Genomic DNA, 21830 nt, shown 5'->3' with positions numbered 1-21830 from the left:
GTGCAGATTACGACAAGCTATTAAAAAGCAGTAATAAAAAACGGTCAGATTTATCTGGAAGTTATGCTAACTCGCCTGCAATTAAAGGAACAAATCTAACTGTTTCTATAGATTGGTAGTGAAAATCATTACCTAAACGTCGGATAAACTTCAGTATTTGTTGTTGTTCACCAACAGGTATTATCATCCTGCCACCATCGGCTAACTGCATCAATAACTGTTGTGGTACTTCTGTTGCACATGCTGTCACTATTATGGCATTAAACGGTGCTTTTGATGACCAACCTTCCCATCCATCACCATGGCGTGTCGAGATGTTATGTAAATCAAGATGTTTGAAACGTCGTTTAGCTTGCCATTGCAATATCTTTATACGCTCAACAGAACTAACATGATGGACTAAATTTGCTAATACGGCCGTTTGATACCCCGAACCTGTACCAATTTCTAATACAGAATCTGTACTTTGTAATTCCAGTAATGTTGTCATTTTGGCAACAATATAAGGCTGTGAAATAGTTTGCCCATTGCCAATAGGCAAAGCCGTATTTTCGTAAGCCTTATGAGAAAGCGCTTCATCAATAAAAAGCTCTCTAGGTACTTTACTCATTGCTTCCAACAGGCTTTCATCCTTGATGCCATGCTGTTTTAACATTGTCAGTAAGTCTTTCATTGACCGACTTAACATGTTTTTTTGACCTCTGCTTTATTTAACCAATTTTGTAGTAAATCAAGTGCTTTATACGCTGTTAAATCAACATGCAATGGGGTTATCGAAACATAACCTTCATCAACAGCAGCAAAATCTGTATCGGGACCCACATCATTTTTTTCACCTGGAGGCCCAATCCAATAAAGACTATTTCCTCTAGGATCGGTATGCGTATAAACATGTTGTGATGCATGACGACTACCACAGCGTGTAATACGGAAACCTTTTACTTCATCAATAGGAATATCAGGTACGTTAATATTGAGAATATTTCCGGCTCTTAAAGGTACTTGTTGTAACATTGCCAAGACTTCACAAGTTACTTGAGCTGCTGTCTCAAAGTGCGTTTCACCATCAAGTGAAACAGCAATGGCAGGTAAACCTAAAAAACGCCCTTCTGTTGCCGCAGCAACCGTACCTGAATAAATAACATCATCACCCAAATTAGGGCCATGATTAATACCAGAAACCACAATATCAGGACGAGGGCGCACTAAATGATTTACACCAAGATAAACACAATCTGTTGGTGTACCCTCAACAATCGCAATATCCCCGTTCTCAAGCTCTTGCTTACGTAGAGGTTTGTCGATTGTTAAAGAGTTAGATGCAGCACTACGATTGCGATCAGGTGCAACAATTTGTACATCATAACGCTGACGTAATGCTTTAGCGAGGGTCTGTATCCCCTTCGCCATCACACCATCGTCATTACTCACCAATATTTTCAGCATCATCATTCCCTAATAAAATTAATTCACGTACAACGCTAGTTGCAAAGCTTCCTGCAGGTAAAAAGAATGACAAAGAAACAGTGGTATCGTCTACCCAATTCCATGACATATTTTCTGGCAATACATTGATAGCACGTCTTGTATTATCAACGCGTTCTTGTCGAGCTAACGACCAGAAGGCTTCATATTCTGCCAGATTTTCAGTTTCAAAATCTAATGCTTGTGATTGTGTACCTAAATCACCTTTACCCGGTAAAGGTGCAGTAATATGAACATCATGCTCTTCATAACGAGTTTGTGTTTGAGTCAGCTCTGCTTCATCAACAACAAACCAGCTACCTCGCCCATGAAGTTGCATTGCATCACCGAGTATCACTTTTGAATATAAATCGCATTCCAATCTTTTGCTGACAATATGATTAAACATCGCACTACGGGCTGCGGAGAGATAAAAGCTACGCTTTCCTCGTTCTTTTACGCGGATTTCGTCTGTTGCCCAACGCATGGCTTGTCGTAAATTATCACCATTACGACCAAATCGTTGAGCACCAAAATAGTTAGGGATGCCTTTTGCTTTTATTTGCGCCAAACGAGCATCAACAAAATTGCGATCAGAAATATCTCGTAGCACCAATGTAAAGTGATTACCTTTTAGTGTTCCTATACGTAATTTACGTTGCTGACGAGTCGTTTCTAGAATTTCACAACCTTCTAAAGCGAGTTGGCTGAAATCAGGCATCTCTTTACCCGGCATACGCAGACAAAACCATTGTTCAGTCACTGCATTTCTGTCTTTTAGACCAGCGTAACTGGCATCACGAGGATGGATCCCAACAAATTTTGCTAATTTTTCAGCAACAAAAGCCGTATTACAACCTGTTTTTCTGATTTTCACCATGACATGCTCACCTTCACCATCAAGGGTGAAGCCAAGATCTTCACAGACAATAAAATCTTCAGGAATTGACTTTAACAAACCTGTTGCTTGTGGTTTTCCATGTAACCAACGGAGTTCGGGTAAATCACTCATTCAGGTAATGACTCTTTCATTAGTAAAACAACGGCTTCACAGGCAATGCCTTCTTTTCTACCGACAAATCCAAGCTTTTCTGTTGTGGTCGCTTTCACATTGATGTCATCAACGTGGCAATGAAGATCTTCTGCAATATTGACGCGCATTTGTGGTGTATGAGGTAGCATTTTGGGAGCTTGAGCAATGATCGTGACATCTAAATTGCCAATTCGGTAACCTTTTTCTCTTACCCGTGAGAAGGCTTCACGAAGGAGTACACGGCTATCTGCGCCTTTGTATGCGGGATCGGTATCAGGAAACAATGTGCCAATATCACCCATTGCCACCGCACCTAAAATAGCATCTGTAACTGCATGTAATACTACATCGCCATCAGAGTGAGCTAATAACCCTTGTTCATAAGGAACTCTGACACCGCCAATAATAATAGGGCCTTCACCACCAAATTTATGTACGTCGTAACCGTGTCCAATTCTCATTTATTATGTGTTCCTTATACTGATGATTTGGCGTGAGAGGAAAAACTCTGCAAGCGCTAAATCTTCTGGCTGAGTAACTTTGATATTATCTGCACGACCTTTGACTAATAAAGGTTCATATCCAGCAAACTCCATCGCTGAGGCTTCATCAGTGATCGTTGCTTTTTGAGAGAGTGCATTTTCTATATTTTGTTTTAATAACAATGCAGGAAAGAATTGTGGCGTTAAAGCATGCCATAGCGTTGTTCTTTCTACTGTTTGTTCAATATGGTTATCTTGGTGATGACTACGTTTCATTGTATCGCGAACCGGTGTCGCAAGAATGCCACCACAAAAGTGAGGTTTCATCACGTTTTCATCAATGAGTTTAATTAGATGATCAAGATCGCCAAAATGTAGGCAAGGTCTTGCTGCATCGTGAACTAATGCCCATGTGTTTTCAGGAAAATGTTGAGTGACATATTCTAAACCTGACAATACGGAGTCAGCGCGTTCACCACCACCATCAACCGTAATTATTCTTTTATCTTGCGCTAAAGGTAAAGTGTGAAAGTAGCTGTCATTAGGGCTGATTGCCACGATAATTTGCGTTATACGTGGGTGTTTCAATAAGGCATTAATGGTATGTTCAAGAATAGTCAATCCGCCAATCTTCAAATATTGTTTTGGGCAGACTGATTGCATTCGACTTCCGATACCGGCTGCCGGAATAACGGCAACAATAGGAAGAGTAGAGTTTGTTATATTCATTATGATATTTGTATCAGGACACACTATTAATTCAATAAATTAACGACGTGGTTGAGATTTATCGCTCACAATACGGAAAAATGTCTCATTAGGCTTTATCATTCCTAATTCACTACGAGCACGCTCTTCTAACGCTTCTTGCCCGCCATTGAGGTCATCAATCTCTGCAAATAGACGATCATTACGCTCTTTTAGCTGCGTATTTTGCGCCAATGCAGATTCAACTTCTTGAGTTACTTTGTTGTAATCATGGATACCATTTTTACCTAACCACAATGAATATTGTAGCCAGCCAAGTAAAATCAGAAGTAAGACTGTTAATTTCCCCATTACCACCCCCAAGATTAATGGGCTAATCATCCCACAACTCAACCACAGACGCCACAAAAGTGCTGGAATATATTACATTATTATTCCCATTATCCTCACTATAAACGTGGATGACTTCTATAAAATTCAGATTAAGGTTTAATTTTTTCTTATTAAGATGAAGTGCTATGGGGGTTATTTATAAATAAATGGGCTCTTAATTAATGCGTAAGTCGCATTTGAAATAGTATGGCGTAATATGCATATTTTACTTTAAATACATACATTATCTCTACACATCCTCCCTTTTTGTGTGAGGGGGTGTAGAGATAATTTAATGCCATCATAAAATTAACAGTAAATTTTTTTTTGCCGTAAGTATGTGGTGATTTGTTGGATAAGGGTATTTATAGGAAGTGTGCCGTCTAAATGTAATTCGGGATCAATGGGCCGTTCATAAGGCGAATCGATACCTGAAAATTCCTTTATCTCACCTCGTCTTGCTTTTTGATAAAGTCCTTTCGGATCACGGGCTTCACAAACAGAAAGTGGCGTATCAACGAAGATCTCAATAAATCTTCCTTGCTCAAAACGATCTCTAACTTGTTGTCTGTCTTTTTGGTAAGGCGAGATAAAAGCCGTTAAGACAATCAGTCCCGCATCTACCATCAATTTAGCCACTTCACCCACACGACGGATATTTTCGTGCCTATCTTCTGCACTAAATCCAAGATCACGACATAATCCATAACGTAAGTTATCTCCATCTAATAGATAAGTATGGATGAGTGAATGCTTTTGTGAGTAATGATAAAGCGCTTGTTCTAGCGCATCGGCAAGTGTGGATTTACCAGAGCCAGATAAGCCTGTAAACCAAAGCACACATCCTTTGTGTGTTTGTTGTGATTCGCGTTCATTTAATCCAATTTTATGGGGATGCCAAACAATATCGTTGCTTATCACCACTATTTTCCTCCAAGAAGATCTCTTGCTCCCCAATGGGGAAAATGGCGACGGATAAGCTGGTTTAACTCGATTTCAAAAGCATCATATTGTGTCGTGGTTTGTATCGCGTTATCTCTTGTTTCTCGAATAAGTCCAGCACCAACAGTGACATTGCTTAGTCGATCAATAAAAATAAGCCCGCCCATATCGGCATTGGTTTGATAGTTATCCAGCACTAATGGCTCTTCAAATGAGGCTTCAACACTACCTATTGCATTTAAACTTAAGTTATCCGTAACTTGTTGAGTAAGCTTATTCACATCCACTTGATAATGAATATTCTCTATTTTGACGCGGCTTTTTTTGCCTACGATCTTGATGTCTAGAGTATGCCCTTGTACTAAAGGTTGCTCTGACATCCACACTACGTCAATTAATGCATGAGTACTAATATTGGGGGTTGTATCGTTATCATCAACGATAATATCCCCACGACTAATATCAATTTCATCCGCCAAAACCAGTGTAATTGCTTGCCCTGCTTTGGCTTGTGTTAAATCACCGTCAAAAGTGACAATACGTTTAATCGTTGTCTGTTTTCCTGAAGGTAGTACTTTGATTTGTTGCCCTTGATAAAGCACGCCCGAAGACACCGTACCGCTGTATCCTCTAAAATCTAAATCTGGACGATTCACATATTGCACAGGGAAACGCAGTGGTTGCACGTCTGAACCTAATTTAACCGGCGCATTTTCCAATAATGAAAGCAACGTTTTTCCTTGATACCAAGACATATTTAATGAGGGAGAAACCACATTGTCACCATCAAGGGCAGAAATAGGAACAAACTCAATGGTTAGATCCGTTGGGAGTTGATCGGCAAAATGAAGATAATCTTGTTGGATCGAATCAAAGGTTGCTTGCTGATAATCCACTAGATCCATTTTATTGATTGCAACGATTAAATGGCGGATCCCAAGGAGTGTGCTGATAAAACTGTGTCGCCGTGTTTGTTCTTGTACGCCTTTTCGAGCATCGATCAGCAGAATAGAAAGTGAACTTGTTGATGCACCTGTCGCCATATTGCGGGTATATTGAGCATGTCCCGGTGTGTCAGCAATAATAAACTTACGCTTTGAAGTTGAAAAATAGCGATAAGCAACATCAATAGTGATCCCTTGCTCTCTTTCTGCCGCTAATCCATCCACCAGCAAAGCAAGATCGAGCTTTTCACCTTGAGTGCCGATCTTTTTACTTTCATTTTGTAATGTAGAAAGCTGATCTTCATAGATCTGCCTTGTGTCATGAAGTAAACGTCCTATTAATGTGCTTTTTCCATCATCGACATTGCCACAGGTTAGAAATCGCAGTAATCCTTTATTCTGTTGAGTCTTGAGATAGCGCTCTACACCGCCCTGTTGTGCGATTTCACCCGCGACAAGTTGATTCGTTTTTATAGCTAAAAGTCCCATATTTCCTCCAATTAAAAATAACCTTGGCGTTTTTTCAGTTCCATCGATGCCGACTGATCACTGTCAATTAAACGCCCTTGTCGTTCACTGCTGGTGGAAATCAGCATTTCTTCAATAATGGCGGGTAGTGTTTCTGCTTGTGAAGGAATTGCCCCCGTTAATGGCCAACATCCCAAGGTTCTAAATCTTACTTTTTGCTGTGTAATAACCTCACCTGGTTTTAGATCAATTCTGTCGTCATCAACCATAATTAAGGTGCCATCACGTTCAATAACCGGTCTATTTTTCGCAAAATAGAGTGGAACAATGTCGATCTTTTCTAAATAGATATATTGCCAAATATCGAGTTCTGTCCAATTAGATAACGGAAACACACGAATACTTTCACCTTTATTAATCTGTCCGTTATAGTTTTTCCATAATTCAGGGCGTTGGTTTTTCGGATCCCAGCGATGCTTTCTATCTCTAAACGAATAGATACGTTCTTTAGCTCGTGATTTTTCTTCGTCACGGCGCGCACCACCAAATGCCGCATCAAACCCATATTTGTCTAAGGCTTGCTTTAGTCCTTCGGTTTTCATGATATCTGTGTGTTTTGCACTACCATGAATAAACGGATTGATCCCAAGTTCTACCCCTTGTGGATTTCGATAAACCTTAAGATCAAAGTCATATTCTTTAGCCGTTTTATCTCGAAATTCATACATTTCTCGAAACTTCCAGCCCGTATCAACATGCAACAAAGGAAAAGGTAATTTCGCGGGATAAAATGCCTTACGAGCTAAATGCAACATCACCGAGGAATCTTTGCCTATTGAATAAAGCATGACGGGATTTTCAAATTCAGCGACAACCTCACGCAGAATATAAATACTTTCTGCTTCTAATTGCTGAAGATGGGTTAACTGTGTTTCATTCATAACAACCTCGTTTAGGCAAAATGAACCAAAGGTGAATGGAGTGACGGTAAGGATTGATAAGCGTATCTATCACCAAACCACGCAAGTTGGTGATGTAGTGCAGCGACTTCTCCCACAATTAATAAAGCGGGAGTCGGTGCTTTTTCAGCTAACTGCGCTAATTGTGTTAGATTTCCCGTGAAGACCTGCTGATCACCACGAGTGCCACAACTAATCACCGCGATAGGCGTTAATGGAGAACGTCCTAGTTTGATTAAACGCTGGCTAATAAGCTCTGCTTTTGCTGTTCCCATATAAATAGCGAGAGTGTGGTTAGCTTGCGCTAACGATGCCCAATCCGGCTCGATCCCATCCGTTTTACAATGCCCTGTCATAAAGGTGACACTTTGAGCATATTGTCGGTGGGTTAACGGGATCCCCGCATAGGCACTAGCTCCGCTCGCTGCAGTGATCCCCGGTACAACTTGAAAAGAGATCCCATGCGCGATAGCAACTTCAATTTCTTCACCACCACGTCCAAAAATAAAGGGATCGCCACCTTTTAATCGAACAACGCGTTTACCAAGTTGCGCATATTTCACAATAAGTGCATTGGTTTCTTCTTGAGAAACACTATGGTGTCCCGCTCTTTTACCTACACAAATAGTGTCAGCATCACGGCGAACAAGCTCTAAAACCTCTGGGCTCACTAAACTGTCGTAGAGCACAACTTCAGCTTGTTGAATAACCTGTAAACCGCGCAGTGTTAATAACCCTGCATCACCGGGACCAGCCCCAACCAATGCAAGTTCGCCTTGTTGGCACTCTTTTTGTTTCAATTGTTGTTCAAGCAAGGCTTCTGCTTGTGCTAATTGATCGCTTGCCACTAAAGAAGCAAATTTACCGCTGAAAGCTTGCTCCCAAAAACGACAACGAGCTTGAAAAGTCTCTAAGTGCTGTTTCACTTTGTTGCGCCATTTTCCTGCTATTGTCGCCATTGCGCCTAATGAACTTGGCAATAAGGCTTCTAACTTTTCACGGATCATTCGCACTAAAACAGGTGCTTTTCCTGCTGATGAAATGGCAATCAAAATAGGATTTCTATCGATAATGGCAGGAAAAATAAATGAGCATTGAGGTTGTGAATCCACCACATTGACAAAAATATGCCGTGCTTGTGCATCAAGATAAACTTGCTGATTAAGCACACTGTCATCAGTGGCTACAATTACAAGCATCATTCCTAATAGATGTTCAGATTGATATTTTGCTGATACCCATTCAATTTTATCTTGCTGATAGGCGAGGTGTAATTCATCACACAACTGAGGTGCAATCACCCTTAAGCGAGCGCCAGCTCTTAACAACAGCAAAGCTTTACGCGCAGCAACATGACCACCACCAACCAATAACACTGGGCGTTCTTTTAATTCCACAAATAAGGGTAGGTAATCCATACGCGCATTTCACCTTCGTTGTTCACTTTATAACTAACGACTATAAAAGGTGCTTTAGAAGTTATGAAATGACAAAAAGCTATGTGATGGAACTGAAAGGAATAAGGAAAAATAAAGTTTTTTCAAATAGTTATAATTTTAAAAATGACAAAAAGGGCAATAGATAAGCTCTATTCCCCCAATTATTTATTGGTAGATAATGACGTTATTCGTGTAATCCACACTCACGTTTTAAGCCGAAAAATCGTGTATCTTCTTCACTCATACCCTCTTCCCATTTTCGGGTTGTATGAGTATCTCCTACAGAGAGATAGCCTTGTTCCCATAAAGGGTGATAAGGTAAGTCGTTCTCTTTAAGATATTGATAGACCTGCTTATTATCCCAATCAACGATAGGTAAAAACTTAAAGATCCCTTTTGCGATTGAAAGCACTGGTAAATGTTCACGGCTTTTAGCTTGTTGTCGGCGAAGACCTGCAAACCATGTTTGAGCCTGTAATGCTTTTAACGCCCTTTCCATCGGCTCTACTTTATTTATCTGGTTATAACGTTCAATACCATCAATGCCTTCTAACCAAAGTTTGCCATAGCGCGCTTCTTGCCAAGATGAAGATATTTCAGCTCGATAGATCTTCAAGTTAAGTTGTAACTGCTGAGTCAATGTATCAATAAATTGATAGGTTTCAGGAAACAGGTAACCTGTATCAGTCAAAATCACAGGAATTTCAGGATATTGCCGAGTGATTAAATGCAGACATACCGCAGCTTGAATACCAAAACTAGAGCTTAATACATAGGCTTTAGGCAAATGTTCTAAAGCCCAAATAACCCGTTCAATGGCGCTTAATTGCTCTAGCTGTTGATTAATCTCGCTCAAAGCATGTGTTTGTTCTTCAACAGGTAACTGTTTTAGCGAAGCAAGCTGAAATAAACTCATACCGCCTCCTGCACTTCATAAAAATCAATCGCTGAATTCAGTACAGGTTTAACAACATCAGTGCGGATAAGAAAATCACCGAAACCTTCATTGTTATGACGAGAAATTGCCCATTCACCAATCAGTGGATCCAGTATTGCAATGATTTCTTGCGAGGTAATATTTTCACGATACATTCTAGGAATACGTGTCCCAATGCGATTTCCCCCTAAATACAAGTTGTAACGATCAGGTGCTTTACCCACCAGCCCAACTTCTGCCAACATAGCCCGACCACAACCATTCGGGCATCCTGTTACACGCACAACAATATACTCGTCACTCACACCATGTTTTGTCATCAAACTATCAAGGATATCGGTGAATGAAGGCAAAAAGCGTTCAGCTTCTGCCATCGCTAATGGGCAAGTTGGGAAAGAAACACACGCCATCGCATGTTCACGCAGTGGTGTAATTTGGCTATTCATCAAACCATATCGACGAGCAATCGCTTCAATATTGGCTTTTTCACTCTCTAATACACCTGCCACTATTAAATTTTGATTAGCAGTCAGTCGGAAATCACCTTGATGAATTTTGGCTATTTCCGCCACGCCTGTTTTTAATGGAGTATCTGGCGTATCAATCAATCGCCCACTTTCAATAAATAAAGTTAGGTGCCATTTATTATCAACACCTTTTAACCAACCGATTTGATCACCTCGATGGGTAAATTCATAAGGTCTAATAGCCTCAAAAATTACTCCAGAACGACGTTCAACCTCTTGTTTAAATGTCTCTATACCAACACGTTCCAGTGTATATTTTGTTTTTGCATTTTTACGTTCAGTTCGATTTCCCCAATCACGTTGAGTCGTCACAATGGCTTCTGCAATTGCCAATGTCTTCTCAATAGGGATATAACCAAACTCACTGGCTAAGCGAGGAAAAGTATTTTTATCGCCATGTGTCATTGCAAGACCGCCACCCACAAGCACGTTAAAACCAACTAAATGCCCGTTTTCAGCAATCGTAATAAAATTCATATCATTAGCATGAAGATCAACATCATTGTGAGGCGGGATCACCACCGAGGTTTTAAATTTCCGTGGTAAATAGGTTTCTCCTAAAATAGGCTCTTCGTCTGTTGTTGCGATTTTCTCTTTATCTAACCAAATTTCCGCATAAGCATGGGTGCGGGGTAACAGATGTTCTGATATTTTTTTCGCCCACTCATACGCTTCTTGGTGTAATGAAGATTGCACTGGGTTTGAAGTACATAACACGTTACGGTTAACATCGTTCGCTGTCGCTAAAGCATCCAGACCTGTTGCCACCAACATTTGATGAGCAGGTTTTACATTGCCCTTTAAAATGCCATGAAATTGAAATGTTTGACGATTGGTAATACGAATACTGCCATAAAGCGTATTTTCAGTCGCAAACTTATCAATACTAAGCCACTGTTTAGGCGAAATAATACCCCCAGGTAAGCGGCAACGTAGCATCATTGCATGACGAGGTTCTAACATTTGCTCCGCACGTTCAGCGCGAATATCTCTGTCATCTTGTTGATACATGCCATGAAAGCGGATCAATAGAAAGTTATCGCCTTCAAAACCACCCGTTAAACCATTTTGTAAGTCTTCTGTAATAGTGCCGCGTAAAAAATGACTCTCTTTTTTCATGCGTTCACTATCAGCCAGTTTCCCTTCAACCACTAAGGGTGCTTGAGTGTGTGATTTCATTTAATAGACATCCCTCTGATAACGCCGTTCTAGGCGTAGCTCACTTAAGTATTCATCTGCTTCTTCAATATTTTTATTGCCATACTCCATCACAATATCTAACAACGCCTGTTCAACATCTTTTGCCATTCGTGACGCATCGCCACAGACATAAAGATAAGCGCCTTGTTGTAACCATTGCCAAATCTCACTACCACGTTCACGTAATTTATCTTGTACATAAATTTTATGTGCTTGATCTCGTGACCATGCTAAATCGATATGAGTTAGCAGACCGCTTTTGACATAACGTTGCCATTCCACTTGATAGAGAAAATCTTCTACAAAATGAGGATTACCAAAAAATAACCAGTTTTTACCTGTTGCAGCGTCATGATCGCGCTGTTGCATAAAACCTCGAAAAGGTGCAATGCCTGTACCTGGGCCAATCATAATGATAGGGGTGGTGTTATCTTCAGGTAGGCGAAAATGCGCATTTTTTTCGATAAAAACATTGATGCTATCGCCTTCTTTCAATCTATCCGCTAAAAAGCCAGAAGCTCCACCGGTATAAGCTCGAGAATTAACGTCGTAACGTACAACTCCTAAAGTAAGGTGTACTTCGTCTTCGACTTCTTGTTGTGACGATGCAATAGAGTAAAGACGAGGAGTCAGTGGACGTAAAATATCAACAAAATCTTGTGCAGCAGGTTGAGCACAATATTGGCGTACCATCTCATTAATAGGATGTTTGTCTGCATATTGCTGAAGCTTGGTTTTATCAGCTACTAATGACAATAGATCTTCATGACGCGTCAATTGGGCATAGGCTTTTACGATAGGTGCGCTATTTTGAGTTAGCTCACAATGGTTCTGTAACGCTTCTTTTAAGGTGAATGTTTGAGATTTTAACGTGACAGGTTCATCACCCCTTAGCCACAACAAAGTAATAAGTTCATCAACTTTTTCAGGTGAATTATTAAACCAAACGCCCAGTGCATCACCTGGTTGATATTGCAAATCAGAACCTTCAAGGCTGATTTCAATATGGCGAATATCTCTATCTGAATTTCTGCCTGTAATTTTTTGATTAGTCAGTAATGTGGCAGTAAAAGGGGCATCTCGATGATAAATAGATGCCTCAATCGTATCTGTTGTACCTGACTGTGTTTGTTGTAAGACTTGTGTACTTTGTGTCGGAACTTTTGCCTTTAAGATCCCTGTAAGCTGCTCTATCCATTCATCCGCAATAGCTTGATATTCAACATCAGCATCAACTCTTGGTAATAAACGTGTTGCACCTAGTTGTGCAATTCGCTCATCAAAGTCTTTTCCTGCCTTACAAAAATGCTCATACGATGTATCACCTAAGCTCAAGACTGCATAAGACGTTCCTTTCATTTCAGCCGCTTTTTTAGAGTTCAGATATTTATAAAAAGCAATTGCTTCTTCAGGGGGATCACCTTCACCTTGCGTAGATGCAATGATGATCAAGGTTGTTGTTTTATGGATCTGCTTAAACTTATATTCACCTGCGGAATATAGTTCTACATTCAATTTGTGAGCAACCAAATTATCTCGTAACTGTTCAGCAAGATGACGCGCATTACCCGTTTGAGAAGCAGAGATCAATGTAATGGTTTCCTGCTCTGGTACGAGTGCTGAGGTAACTGTTGCAGAGGTAACCACTGTCGATGCGGATACAACAGAAGGATTAAGCTGTCCCCACAAATAGCCAGATAACCACGCAATCTGCGCTGTTGAGAGATCTTTTGTTGCATCCTGTAATTTATTCAATTGTTCCGGTGTTAATGGAAGCATTGATAATAATGGAGGTTGATTGCTCATTTATCCTGCCTTAAAAAAGCGAAGCACTTATCTGTGCTTTATTGTTCTTTGATAATATTTCTAATATTGAGAGGGTATCCCACGACTAGAAGATGAATTAAAGACCTGTTAGCTCTATCTAATAACCTTAAATGCTAAATTTATTTATCGGTTTCCTTTACCAATATAATCAATAAGCAAAAAGGAACATAATAAGCCATTAAGATTAAGGGAGATTAGGCGTGATACGCTAAATCGGCTACACTGGTAGACTTCGTACTATTTGTGTCTTTTTTTTACTAATTAAGTCAAGAGAGTTTTGATGACAACCACCATCTTTAAAGATTTTCAGTTTGAAGCAGCCCACCATTTGCCACATGTTCCTGAAGGCCACAAATGTGGACGTCTTCATGGGCACTCCTTTCTTGTTAGATTAGAGCTAACAGGTGAAGTTGATGCACATTCAGGTTGGCTTATTGATTTTGCTGATGTGAAAGCCGCATTTAAACCTACTCTTGAGCGTCTAGATCACTACTACCTTAATGAAATTGAAGGCCTAGAAAATCCGACCAGCGAAGTGCTGGCAAAATGGATTTGGCAACAAGTAAAACCGTCATTGCCATTATTATCTGCGGTGATGGTGAAAGAGACGTGTACAGCAGGATGTATTTATCGCGGTGAGTAAATCGGGTTTAACATTAAACCGTTATCACCTAAAAGAAAATCAGCCTTTATTGGCTGATTTTTTATATTAAAAACACGATCACGCAATATTTAAATATTTATGCGTTTGCATTGAGAAACGCCAATTACGCTCAATGCAGGTTTTAATACATAATGCCGTCGCACTCTCTTTACAACTAATAGGTTGTAAAGCAACAACAGGTGCGGGATGCTCTGTGCGTAATGTCAGTAAGGCATCCAACGCTTCAATATCTTTTTCACGTCCAACAGGATGTTTTATCTCATTAGCACGATTAATTGCGCTGGTTAATACCTTAAAGCCCCCCTTCATACCCACTTTTGGGGAAAGTGTTACCCAAGTCTTCTCACTACATAAAATATCGTGAGTACCACTGGTTTCTATCTGACAGGCGAAACCTGCTTGCTCAAGCCCTTCGGTTAAAGGGCGTAAATCATATAAGCAAGGCTCGCCTCCTGTGATAACCACGTGTTTTGCACTATAACCTTGTTGTTGGAAAAGTGATAAAATCTGAGCAACGCTGGCTTCTCCCCAAGCATCGCTTTCTTGCGTTTTAATAGGAATATCACCAAGAGGAACTTTTTTTTGGTCTTCTTTTTGCCAAGTATGTTTGGTATCACACCAACTACAACCTACAGGACAACCCTGTAATCGAACAAAAAGTGCAGGAACGCCAGTAAAAACACCTTCACCCTGTAAGGTTTGAAACACTTCATTAATGGGGTATTGCATAAGAAACTCTGATATCCAATGAATGCTGATGATTATTACAGATAACTATCTCACCGTAAGAGGCTTTATGATAAGGTACATGGTTTGTTTTGAATAGCTAACGTGCGAGAAGACACTGAAAAAGAGGATAGATATCCTCCGTTGGACAGAGATGGGAATACTTTAGATGCAAAAAGAGAATCAACTTTCACGAGGATTATCAGGGCGGCACATTCGTTTCATGGCGCTAGGCTCTGCAATCGGTACAGGTTTATTTTATGGCTCTGCGGCTGCCATTGAGAAAGCGGGTCCAGCTGTATTGCTTGCTTACCTTATTGGTGGTGCAGCAGTATTTATGGTTATGCGTGCATTAGGTGAAATGGCAGTTCATCATCCTGTTGCAGGCTCTTTCTCACAATATGCAAGCCATTATATGGGGCCTTTAGCCGGCTTCTTAACGGGCTGGAACTACGTTTTTGAAATGCTGATTGTCTGTTTAGCTGACGTCACGGCATTTGGTTTCTATATGAAACTCTGGTTCCCAGATGTTGATCAATGGATATGGGTATTAGGCATCGTTTGCTTTATTGGCGCCTTAAACCTTTGCCATGTGAAGATATTTGGTGAAATGGAATTTTGGCTTTCTATTGTTAAAGTCACTGCAATTATCGCCATGATAATTGGCGGTGTTGTCATTATGATGTATGGCTTTGGGCAACAAACTGAACACCCTATTGGTATTTCTAACTTATGGGAGTTTGGTGGCTTTATGCCAAATGGTATTGAAGGGGTTATCGCCTCGCTCGCCATTGTCATGTTTGCGTTTGGTGGGATTGAAGTAATTGGTATTACAGCCAGTGAAGCTAAAGATCCTGAAAAAACCATTCCTAAAGCTATCAATGCTGTACCGTTTCGTATCTTATTATTCTATGTACTGACAATTTTCATTCTAATGTGCATTTTCCCTTGGCAACAAATCGGCCATAACGGTAGCCCATTTGTACAGATTTTCTCAAATCTAGGGATCAATTCAGCAGCAAATATCTTAAACCTTGTGGTTATCACGGCCGCAATCTCTGCGATTAACAGTGATATCTTTGGTGCTGGTCGAATGATGTACGGAATGGCTCAAGAAGGACAAGCACCAAAATCCTTTATGAAGCTCACTCGTAATGGTGTGCCTTGGATGACAGTGCTAGTGATGTCTGTTGTCTTGTTACTGGGCGTAGTACTTAACTACCTAATCCCAGAGCAAATCTTCGTTTTAATCGCCTCTATTGCGACATTTGCAACAGTTTGGGTATGGTTAATGATTTTACTTTCTCAAGTTGCGATGCGTCGTAAGATGAGTGCAGATGAAGTGAAAACACTGAAATTCCCAGTACCACTATGGCCTGTAGCTCCTGCACTGACTATCGTCTTTATGGCGTTTGTTATCGCAATCTTAGGCTATTTTGAGTCAACCAGAATGGCATTGGTTGTCGGTATGGTATGGGTAGCTATTTTAACTATTGGCTACTATGTAGGTATCAAACCAAGAATGACTCAGAAATAAATCACAATTCTGAGTTAAACAATAAAGGCTGTGGATTAATTCACAGCCTTTTTCTTTATTATGCGATCTTCACTAAACCAGTGCTTGTTTTAAATCAGCAATTAAATCATTCACATCTTCAAGACCAATTGATAATCGAATCAAACCATCACTAATACCATGCCTTTGTCGTTCTTCTGCACTATAAGTAGCATGGGTCATTGTGGCGGGATGTTGAGCTAAAGACTCACAGTCTCCTAAACTCACTGCTCGACTAAAAAGATTTAAGCGATTCAAAAACTCTCGACCTGCTTTTATTCCTCCCTTTAACTCAATGGCGATCATACCTCCAGCTAAACGCATTTGACGCTTAGCAAGTTCGTATTGAGGAAATGAAGCTAGCCCAGGATAATAAATAGTTTCGACTTTAGGATTATCTTCAAGATATTGTGCAATACGCTGTGCATTTTGGCAGATCTGTTCCATTCTTATGCCTAACGTTTTTATACCTCGTAAAATTAATGAGGCATCGTGAGGAGACAGACAAGCACCAGTCATATCCTTTAAACCTTCAACTCGTATTTTATCTGCTAGGGCATGTGTAGTAATAATTGCACCTGCTGTTACATCACCATGGCCTGATAAATATTTAGTCATAGAATGCACTACAATATCAGCGCCAAGCCCTAAAGGTTGCTGTAAATAAGGCGAGCAATAAGTGCTATCTACCATGACTAAAATATTATGCTGATGCGCAATTTCTGATATCTTTGCAATATCACTCACTCGCATATTGGGATTAGCCGGAGTCTCAAAGAAAATGAGTTTTGTTTTCTCTGTGATCGCTTCTTTTAATTTTTCTAGGTTAGTTAAATCAACATGCTTTATTTTAACGCCGAATTTAGCGAGCCCATGATTAAAAAACGTAAAAGTACAGCCATAAAGTGTCATATCAGCAATAAGTTCATCACCAGGTTTAAGCAATGACCAACAACTAGAAGTAATTGCACCTATACCAGATGAAAATACAACAGCACCTTCACCATTTTCTAATTGAGCTAAACGCTTTTCTAATAACTCTAATGTAGGATTTGAGATCCGAGAATAAAAATGCCCTTTTTGTTTTCCTGAAAAACAATCAGCACCATATTGTGCAGTTGGAAAAACAAAAGTAGATGTTTGAAAAACAGGAGGCACTAATGCCCCCTGAGAATCTAACGGAGAATAACCATAATGTATTGCTTGAGTATTAAAATGTTTATTACTTTGCGTCATTATATCTCCTAAATATTAATTAATTTTCTATTCGTTGGTTATTTTCCCCGATAATCTGAACTGTTCTTAGAATAATTGAAATTCCTTTAAGGGTATCAGGGTTTCTTAATAATGCGAAAGTTGAACCTAATGTATATTTTTTATCTTGATAAATAGATTCTTTCTTTGCCATATTATAAGCAGCACTTAATTCCCAAACTGGAATTAATGTTTCTTCAAATGCAACCGAAAGTTTTTCAACTGTTGCATTATCCATAATATCTATTGAATCTGATATTAAAGATAATAAATCGACGATATTATCAAACCTTTTTAATGCCAATAATGGTCTTGCTTTTTCTAATAAATGTTGAAGATGTAATTTATCTTCATCAGATAAAAGTTGAATGTCTGCTGGGCTTAAATTATTTTCACTCATTATTGTATCCCCTATAATAATCCTCTAACGGTTGCCCAATATAAGCCTCGGTTATAACTATTACGCAATAACCCACCCAACTTTGTTGGTGGTGTAGGAATTACGTCATGTTTATAGTCATACTGTAATGGCATACCTGCAGATAATCCCATTTGTGCGACAGCTTGCACTCGACCATCATAAATCGCAGCAGGATAACCATAGCGAAGCTCACCACAGATATTATTTGCAATCACACCAGCTTGGTTATGACAACTACCACCGGCTTTACTAATCGGTAAATCAACCGTATCACCAAGAACATACACTTGATTTAACCCATAAACTTGCAATGTTTCAGGATCAGTAGGTAACCAGCCTTCACCATTATTATGTTCACTTAAGCCTGTGTTACGGATCGCCTCAACCGCAGTAATTGGCGGTGTACTCATAAGGATATCAAACGGCTCTGCCTCGCCCTCTTTTGAGTAAGCGATTTTCTTATCAGGATCAACATGGCTTAACGTAAAGCCTCGTTTAGCTTTAATATCTCGCTCAGAGAATACTGCAGGAAGAACTTCACAAACTTCTTGTTGCATAAACAGACAGTTTCTTAGTAGTTGAGCAACCGTAGGATAGGTATAAACAATCTCAATATTATTTCTCACCCGACGTTGGCGAAGAAGCTCATCCAGCATCAATGTAGTCTCCATAGGAGCAATACCACATTGATGAGGTACATTAGGTGTTTCAGGGAAGCTAACAGTAATAAATACACGACCTTTTTCAATTTTAGCTAACTTATCAGCGAGTGTTCTAGCCGCTTCATATTGGTAGAAATGATTTCCTGCTTCTTTTAAACCTTCAATTCTATGGGGGCTAGGAACACAACCAGTTGCCAAAACTAAAAAATCATAATTGTATTTTTTATTAGACTCGCAATAAATAACTTTATTATTAAAGTCAAAACGTTCTGCTTTATCAATAACAAATTCAATTTCAGGTCTTAATAAGCTCCTTTCTGATCGCATTAGCTCTTCTTTTAAAAAAAGATTGAATGCAATATACATAAATGCAGGTTTGTAATAATGATTAGGATTATCTGAAATAAGCGTTATTTTGATTTTATTTGAAAATATTTCGTCATTTAACTTTTTAGCTAGGATATTAGCAAGAATAGTTCCGCCTGTACCGCCGCCAATAATAACTATATTTTTTGTTGGCATTTTATTTCCTATACCCAGTAATATTAGATAGACGGAAAAATTATAGTAAAAGTTATTAATATAACAAATAGATTAAATAGATAGATAAACTACCTATAAAATAATATATCTAATCAATAGATAATATAATTACATGCAATTCAAATATTAAAAATTTAATATTAACTAATATTATAATTACTCACTAATAAAATGTCGCAATTAAAGGATAATGATCAGATGCATCTGTGATTAAGACTTCAGCTTTATTCAATGATAATCCTCGATAAAAAATATAATCTAACGGTTTACCAAAGGCTTTTGTACGCCAATCGTTATCAAAAATAACTTCTTTAAGCCTTAACGTTCTCGCAAAACGTTTTAATACATTGACTCTTGGGCGACTCCACGCATTAAAATCACCCGCTAAAATAACAGGTCCTTTATGATGCATGATGTGAACAGATAAATTACTTAACTGACGCTGATAAACATCAACACCAAAACTAAAATTAATCGCATGAACATTTATGACCATTAAATGATCACCTGTAATTAACGGATATACCGTAATTAATGCTGATTTCGGTAGTCTTAAAAAGGGCTCTTTTTCCCTGAGAGGACAACAATAGATAGGATGGGAACTTGATAATGTCATCACACCTGCAGGGTGTTGTTGAAAAGCCAAGGCAGGAACTTGATCTGCAATTAAATGATGAGTGCCAGCAAAACGGACAAGCTCTGGTGTGGTTTGCGCTTCTTGTAACAAAAGCAAATGTGTATCTGTTGAAAGCGTTTCCAACATATTACGCCAATTGGGTCGTTGCTGTTTATAAATATTCCAAACCGCAATTTTTAGAGAGCCTTCTGTATAAAGAGGCATTCCAATAGGCAGAGTATCCTTTCTTTCACTTAGAGGCGGGCTAGGCTCAATCCTTTCAACAGGTTGACCTGCCACAAAACGCACTGAATAAGTCGGTTTTTTCGCCATTAACAACCTCAGATAAACAGCAAGATCTCTTGCTATAACTGAAGTATACCAAAGGCAAGCTTCGCTCTCACCCTTTAAAAGGACACTATAATCAACAAAAGTAATTATTTTTATACATAATAGTTATATTTACTTAAAAATCTCTGATTAATTTTTGGTTTATTCTAATTTTTAAGCAAAAAAAAACCTAAGTCATTAGACTTAGGTTTCTTAATGTTGGCGGAACGGACGGGACTCGAACCCGCGACCCCCTGCGTGACAGGCAGGTATTCTAACCAACTGAACTACCGCTCCGCGTATTCTTTGCGCGATTAATGTTATTAAACACTAACGCTTTAATTGATGCCTGGCAGTTCCCTACTCTCACATGGGGAGGCCCCACACTACCATCGGCGCTACAACGTTTCACTTCTGAGTTCGGCATGGATTCAGGTGGGTCCGCTGCGCTATGGCCGCCAAGCAAATTCTGTTTAATTACCCGTTACTTCGATTTCTCTTCGTAACCAGCAATTTTCAATCTTAAAACAAGCTTACTTCATCTACTCTTTGTCTCTCAGACAAAACACCTTCGGTGTTGTCAGGTTAAGCCTCACGGTTCATTAGTACTGGTTAGCTCAACGTATCGCTACGCTTACACACCCAGCCTATCAACGTCTTAGTCTTAAACGTTCCTTTAGGTCACTCAAGGTGACAGGGAAGACTCATCTCGAGGCAAGTTTCCCGCTTAGATGCTTTCAGCGGTTATCTCTTCCGCACTTAGCTACCGGGCAATGCCATTGGCATGACAACCCGAACACCAGTGGTGCGTTCACTCCGGTCCTCTCGTACTAGGAGCAACCCCTCTCAATCTTCCAACGCCCACGGCAGATAGGGACCGAACTGTCTCACGACGTTCTAAACCCAGCTCGCGTACCACTTTAAATGGCGAACAGCCATACCCTTGGGACCTACTTCAGCCCCAGGATGTGATGAGCCGACATCGAGGTGCCAAACACCGCCGTCGATATGAACTCTTGGGCGGTATCAGCCTGTTATCCCCGGAGTACCTTTTATCCGTTGAGCGATGGCCCTTCCATTCAGAACCACCGGATCACTAAGACCTACTTTCGTACCTGCTCGAGCCGTCACTCTCACAGTCAAGCTGGCTTATGCCTTTGCACTAACCGCATGATGTCCGACCATGCTTAGCCAACCTTCGTGCTCCTCCGTTACTCTTTAGGAGGAGACCGCCCCAGTCAAACTACCCACCAGACACGGTCCCCGATCCAGATTATGGACCTAGGTTAGAACATCAAACGTTAAAGGGTGGTATTTCAAGGTTGACTCCATGCAGACTGGCGTCCACACTTCATAGTCTCCCACCTATCCTACACATCAAGGCTCAATGTTCAGTGTCAAGCTATAGTAAAGGTTCACGGGGTCTTTCCGTCTTGCCGCGGGTACACTGCATCTTCACAGCGAGTTCAATTTCACTGAGTCTCGGGTGGAGACAGCCTGGCCATCATTACGCCATTCGTGCAGGTCGGAACTTACCCGACAAGGAATTTCGCTACCTTAGGACCGTTATAGTTACGGCCGCCGTTTACTGGGGCTTCGATCAAGAGCTTCTCCCTAAGGATAACCCCATCAATTAACCTTCCAGCACCGGGCAGGCGTCACACCGTATACGTCCACTTTCGTGTTTGCACAGTGCTGTGTTTTTAATAAACAGTTGCAGCCAGCTGGTATCTTCGACTGGCTTCGGCTCCGTCCGC

Annotated in this window: 20 protein-coding genes, 1 tRNA gene and 2 rRNA genes; 2 read left to right on the top strand and 21 right to left on the bottom strand. The window is 40.1% G+C overall.

Going from position 1 to position 21830, the window contains the following annotated elements; all coding sequences use genetic code 11:
- Window positions 1-61: 61 nt before the first annotated feature.
- From DK857_RS01995 to cysJ, 13 genes are all read right to left on the bottom strand, one after another.
- Window positions 62-688: a protein-L-isoaspartate(D-aspartate) O-methyltransferase gene (locus DK857_RS01995; RefSeq protein ID WP_075673789.1), complete on the bottom strand. Its 627-nt coding sequence runs from the start codon at window positions 686-688 to the stop codon at window positions 62-64.
- Window positions 682-1446 carry a 5'/3'-nucleotidase SurE gene (gene surE, locus DK857_RS01990; protein ID WP_109395450.1) on the bottom strand — a complete coding sequence of 255 codons (765 nt, stop codon included), beginning with the start codon at window positions 1444-1446 and terminating at the stop codon, window positions 682-684. The genes DK857_RS01995 and surE overlap by 7 nt, the downstream gene beginning before the upstream one ends.
- Window positions 1424-2476 carry a tRNA pseudouridine(13) synthase TruD gene (gene truD, locus DK857_RS01985; protein ID WP_109401392.1) on the bottom strand — a complete coding sequence of 351 codons (1053 nt, stop codon included), beginning with the start codon at window positions 2474-2476 and terminating at the stop codon, window positions 1424-1426. The genes surE and truD overlap by 23 nt, the downstream gene beginning before the upstream one ends.
- The gene (ispF, locus tag DK857_RS01980) at window positions 2473-2958 is read right to left on the bottom strand and encodes a 2-C-methyl-D-erythritol 2,4-cyclodiphosphate synthase (protein ID WP_109395448.1); all 486 of its coding nucleotides are present in this window, start codon (window positions 2956-2958) and stop codon (window positions 2473-2475) included. The genes truD and ispF overlap by 4 nt, the downstream gene beginning before the upstream one ends.
- 3 nt (window positions 2959-2961) lie before the next feature.
- The gene (gene ispD, locus DK857_RS01975; RefSeq protein ID WP_109395447.1) at window positions 2962-3708 is read right to left on the bottom strand and encodes a 2-C-methyl-D-erythritol 4-phosphate cytidylyltransferase; all 747 of its coding nucleotides are present in this window, start codon (window positions 3706-3708) and stop codon (window positions 2962-2964) included.
- Window positions 3709-3747: 39 nt separating this feature from the next.
- Window positions 3748-4038 carry a cell division protein FtsB gene (gene ftsB, locus DK857_RS01970; RefSeq protein WP_036913758.1) on the bottom strand — a complete coding sequence of 97 codons (291 nt, stop codon included), beginning with the start codon at window positions 4036-4038 and terminating at the stop codon, window positions 3748-3750.
- Between the two features lie 330 nt (window positions 4039-4368).
- Window positions 4369-4983 (bottom strand): adenylyl-sulfate kinase, encoded by a 615-nt coding sequence (cysC, locus tag DK857_RS01965; RefSeq protein WP_109395446.1) that lies wholly within the window; start codon window positions 4981-4983, stop codon window positions 4369-4371.
- On the bottom strand, window positions 4983-6434 hold the full coding sequence (gene cysN, locus DK857_RS01960; protein WP_109401391.1) for a sulfate adenylyltransferase subunit CysN: 1452 nt from the start codon (window positions 6432-6434) through the stop codon (window positions 4983-4985). The genes cysC and cysN overlap by 1 nt, the downstream gene beginning before the upstream one ends.
- 11 nt (window positions 6435-6445) lie before the next feature.
- Complete coding sequence (gene cysD, locus DK857_RS01955; protein WP_109401390.1) at window positions 6446-7354, bottom strand: sulfate adenylyltransferase subunit CysD; 909 nt, start codon at window positions 7352-7354, stop codon at window positions 6446-6448.
- A gap of 11 nt (window positions 7355-7365) precedes the next feature.
- A complete protein-coding gene (cysG, locus tag DK857_RS01950) occupies window positions 7366-8790 on the bottom strand; it encodes a siroheme synthase CysG (RefSeq protein ID WP_109395443.1) in 1425 nt (474 codons plus the stop codon).
- 205 nt (window positions 8791-8995) lie between these two features.
- Window positions 8996-9727 (bottom strand): phosphoadenylyl-sulfate reductase, encoded by a 732-nt coding sequence (locus DK857_RS01945; RefSeq protein WP_109401389.1) that lies wholly within the window; start codon window positions 9725-9727, stop codon window positions 8996-8998.
- Window positions 9724-11454: an assimilatory sulfite reductase (NADPH) hemoprotein subunit gene (gene cysI, locus DK857_RS01940; RefSeq protein ID WP_109401388.1), complete on the bottom strand. Its 1731-nt coding sequence runs from the start codon at window positions 11452-11454 to the stop codon at window positions 9724-9726. Before cysI ends, DK857_RS01945 begins: the two co-directional genes overlap by 4 nt.
- Window positions 11455-13281, bottom strand: coding sequence for an NADPH-dependent assimilatory sulfite reductase flavoprotein subunit (cysJ, locus tag DK857_RS01935; RefSeq protein WP_109395440.1), 1827 nt, complete (start codon window positions 13279-13281; stop codon window positions 11455-11457).
- Window positions 13282-13579: 298 nt separating this feature from the next.
- Here cysJ and queD point away from each other — a divergent pair, with 298 nt between their 5' ends.
- Entirely contained in the window at window positions 13580-13945 is a 366-nt protein-coding gene (queD, locus tag DK857_RS01930; RefSeq protein WP_088494721.1) for a 6-carboxytetrahydropterin synthase QueD, read from the top strand.
- Window positions 13946-14023: 78 nt separating this feature from the next.
- On the opposite strand, the gene queE is transcribed toward queD, so the two are convergent.
- On the bottom strand, window positions 14024-14695 hold the full coding sequence (gene queE / locus DK857_RS01925; protein ID WP_109401387.1) for a 7-carboxy-7-deazaguanine synthase QueE: 672 nt from the start codon (window positions 14693-14695) through the stop codon (window positions 14024-14026).
- Window positions 14696-14861: 166 nt separating this feature from the next.
- Here queE and DK857_RS01920 point away from each other — a divergent pair, with 166 nt between their 5' ends.
- Window positions 14862-16229 carry an amino acid permease gene (locus DK857_RS01920; protein WP_109395438.1) on the top strand — a complete coding sequence of 456 codons (1368 nt, stop codon included), beginning with the start codon at window positions 14862-14864 and terminating at the stop codon, window positions 16227-16229.
- A 72-nt stretch (window positions 16230-16301) separates the two neighbouring features.
- Here the strand turns inward: DK857_RS01920 and DK857_RS01915 are convergent, their stop codons facing one another.
- The 7 genes from DK857_RS01915 to DK857_RS01885 form a co-directional block, all read right to left on the bottom strand.
- Window positions 16302-17483 (bottom strand): methionine gamma-lyase, encoded by a 1182-nt coding sequence (locus DK857_RS01915; RefSeq protein ID WP_109395437.1) that lies wholly within the window; start codon window positions 17481-17483, stop codon window positions 16302-16304.
- A gap of 19 nt (window positions 17484-17502) precedes the next feature.
- Window positions 17503-17901: a hypothetical protein gene (locus DK857_RS01910; protein WP_109395436.1), complete on the bottom strand. Its 399-nt coding sequence runs from the start codon at window positions 17899-17901 to the stop codon at window positions 17503-17505.
- A gap of 11 nt (window positions 17902-17912) precedes the next feature.
- Entirely contained in the window at window positions 17913-19106 is a 1194-nt protein-coding gene (locus DK857_RS01905; RefSeq protein WP_109401386.1) for an NAD(P)/FAD-dependent oxidoreductase, read from the bottom strand.
- Window positions 19107-19290: 184 nt separating this feature from the next.
- Window positions 19291-20076: an endonuclease/exonuclease/phosphatase family protein gene (locus tag DK857_RS01900; protein ID WP_109401385.1), complete on the bottom strand. Its 786-nt coding sequence runs from the start codon at window positions 20074-20076 to the stop codon at window positions 19291-19293.
- Between the two features lie 217 nt (window positions 20077-20293).
- Window positions 20294-20370 (bottom strand) — tRNA-Asp (locus DK857_RS01895).
- A 50-nt stretch (window positions 20371-20420) separates the two neighbouring features.
- Window positions 20421-20536 (bottom strand): 5S ribosomal RNA (rrf, locus tag DK857_RS01890).
- Window positions 20537-20654: 118 nt separating this feature from the next.
- Window positions 20655-21830 (bottom strand): 23S ribosomal RNA (locus DK857_RS01885); the annotation flags it as partial.

The sequence above is a fragment of the Proteus terrae genome (assembly GCF_003144325.1).
Classification (GTDB): domain Bacteria; phylum Pseudomonadota; class Gammaproteobacteria; order Enterobacterales; family Enterobacteriaceae; genus Proteus; species Proteus terrae.
This window is presented reverse-complemented; position numbering and strand designations above follow the sequence as displayed.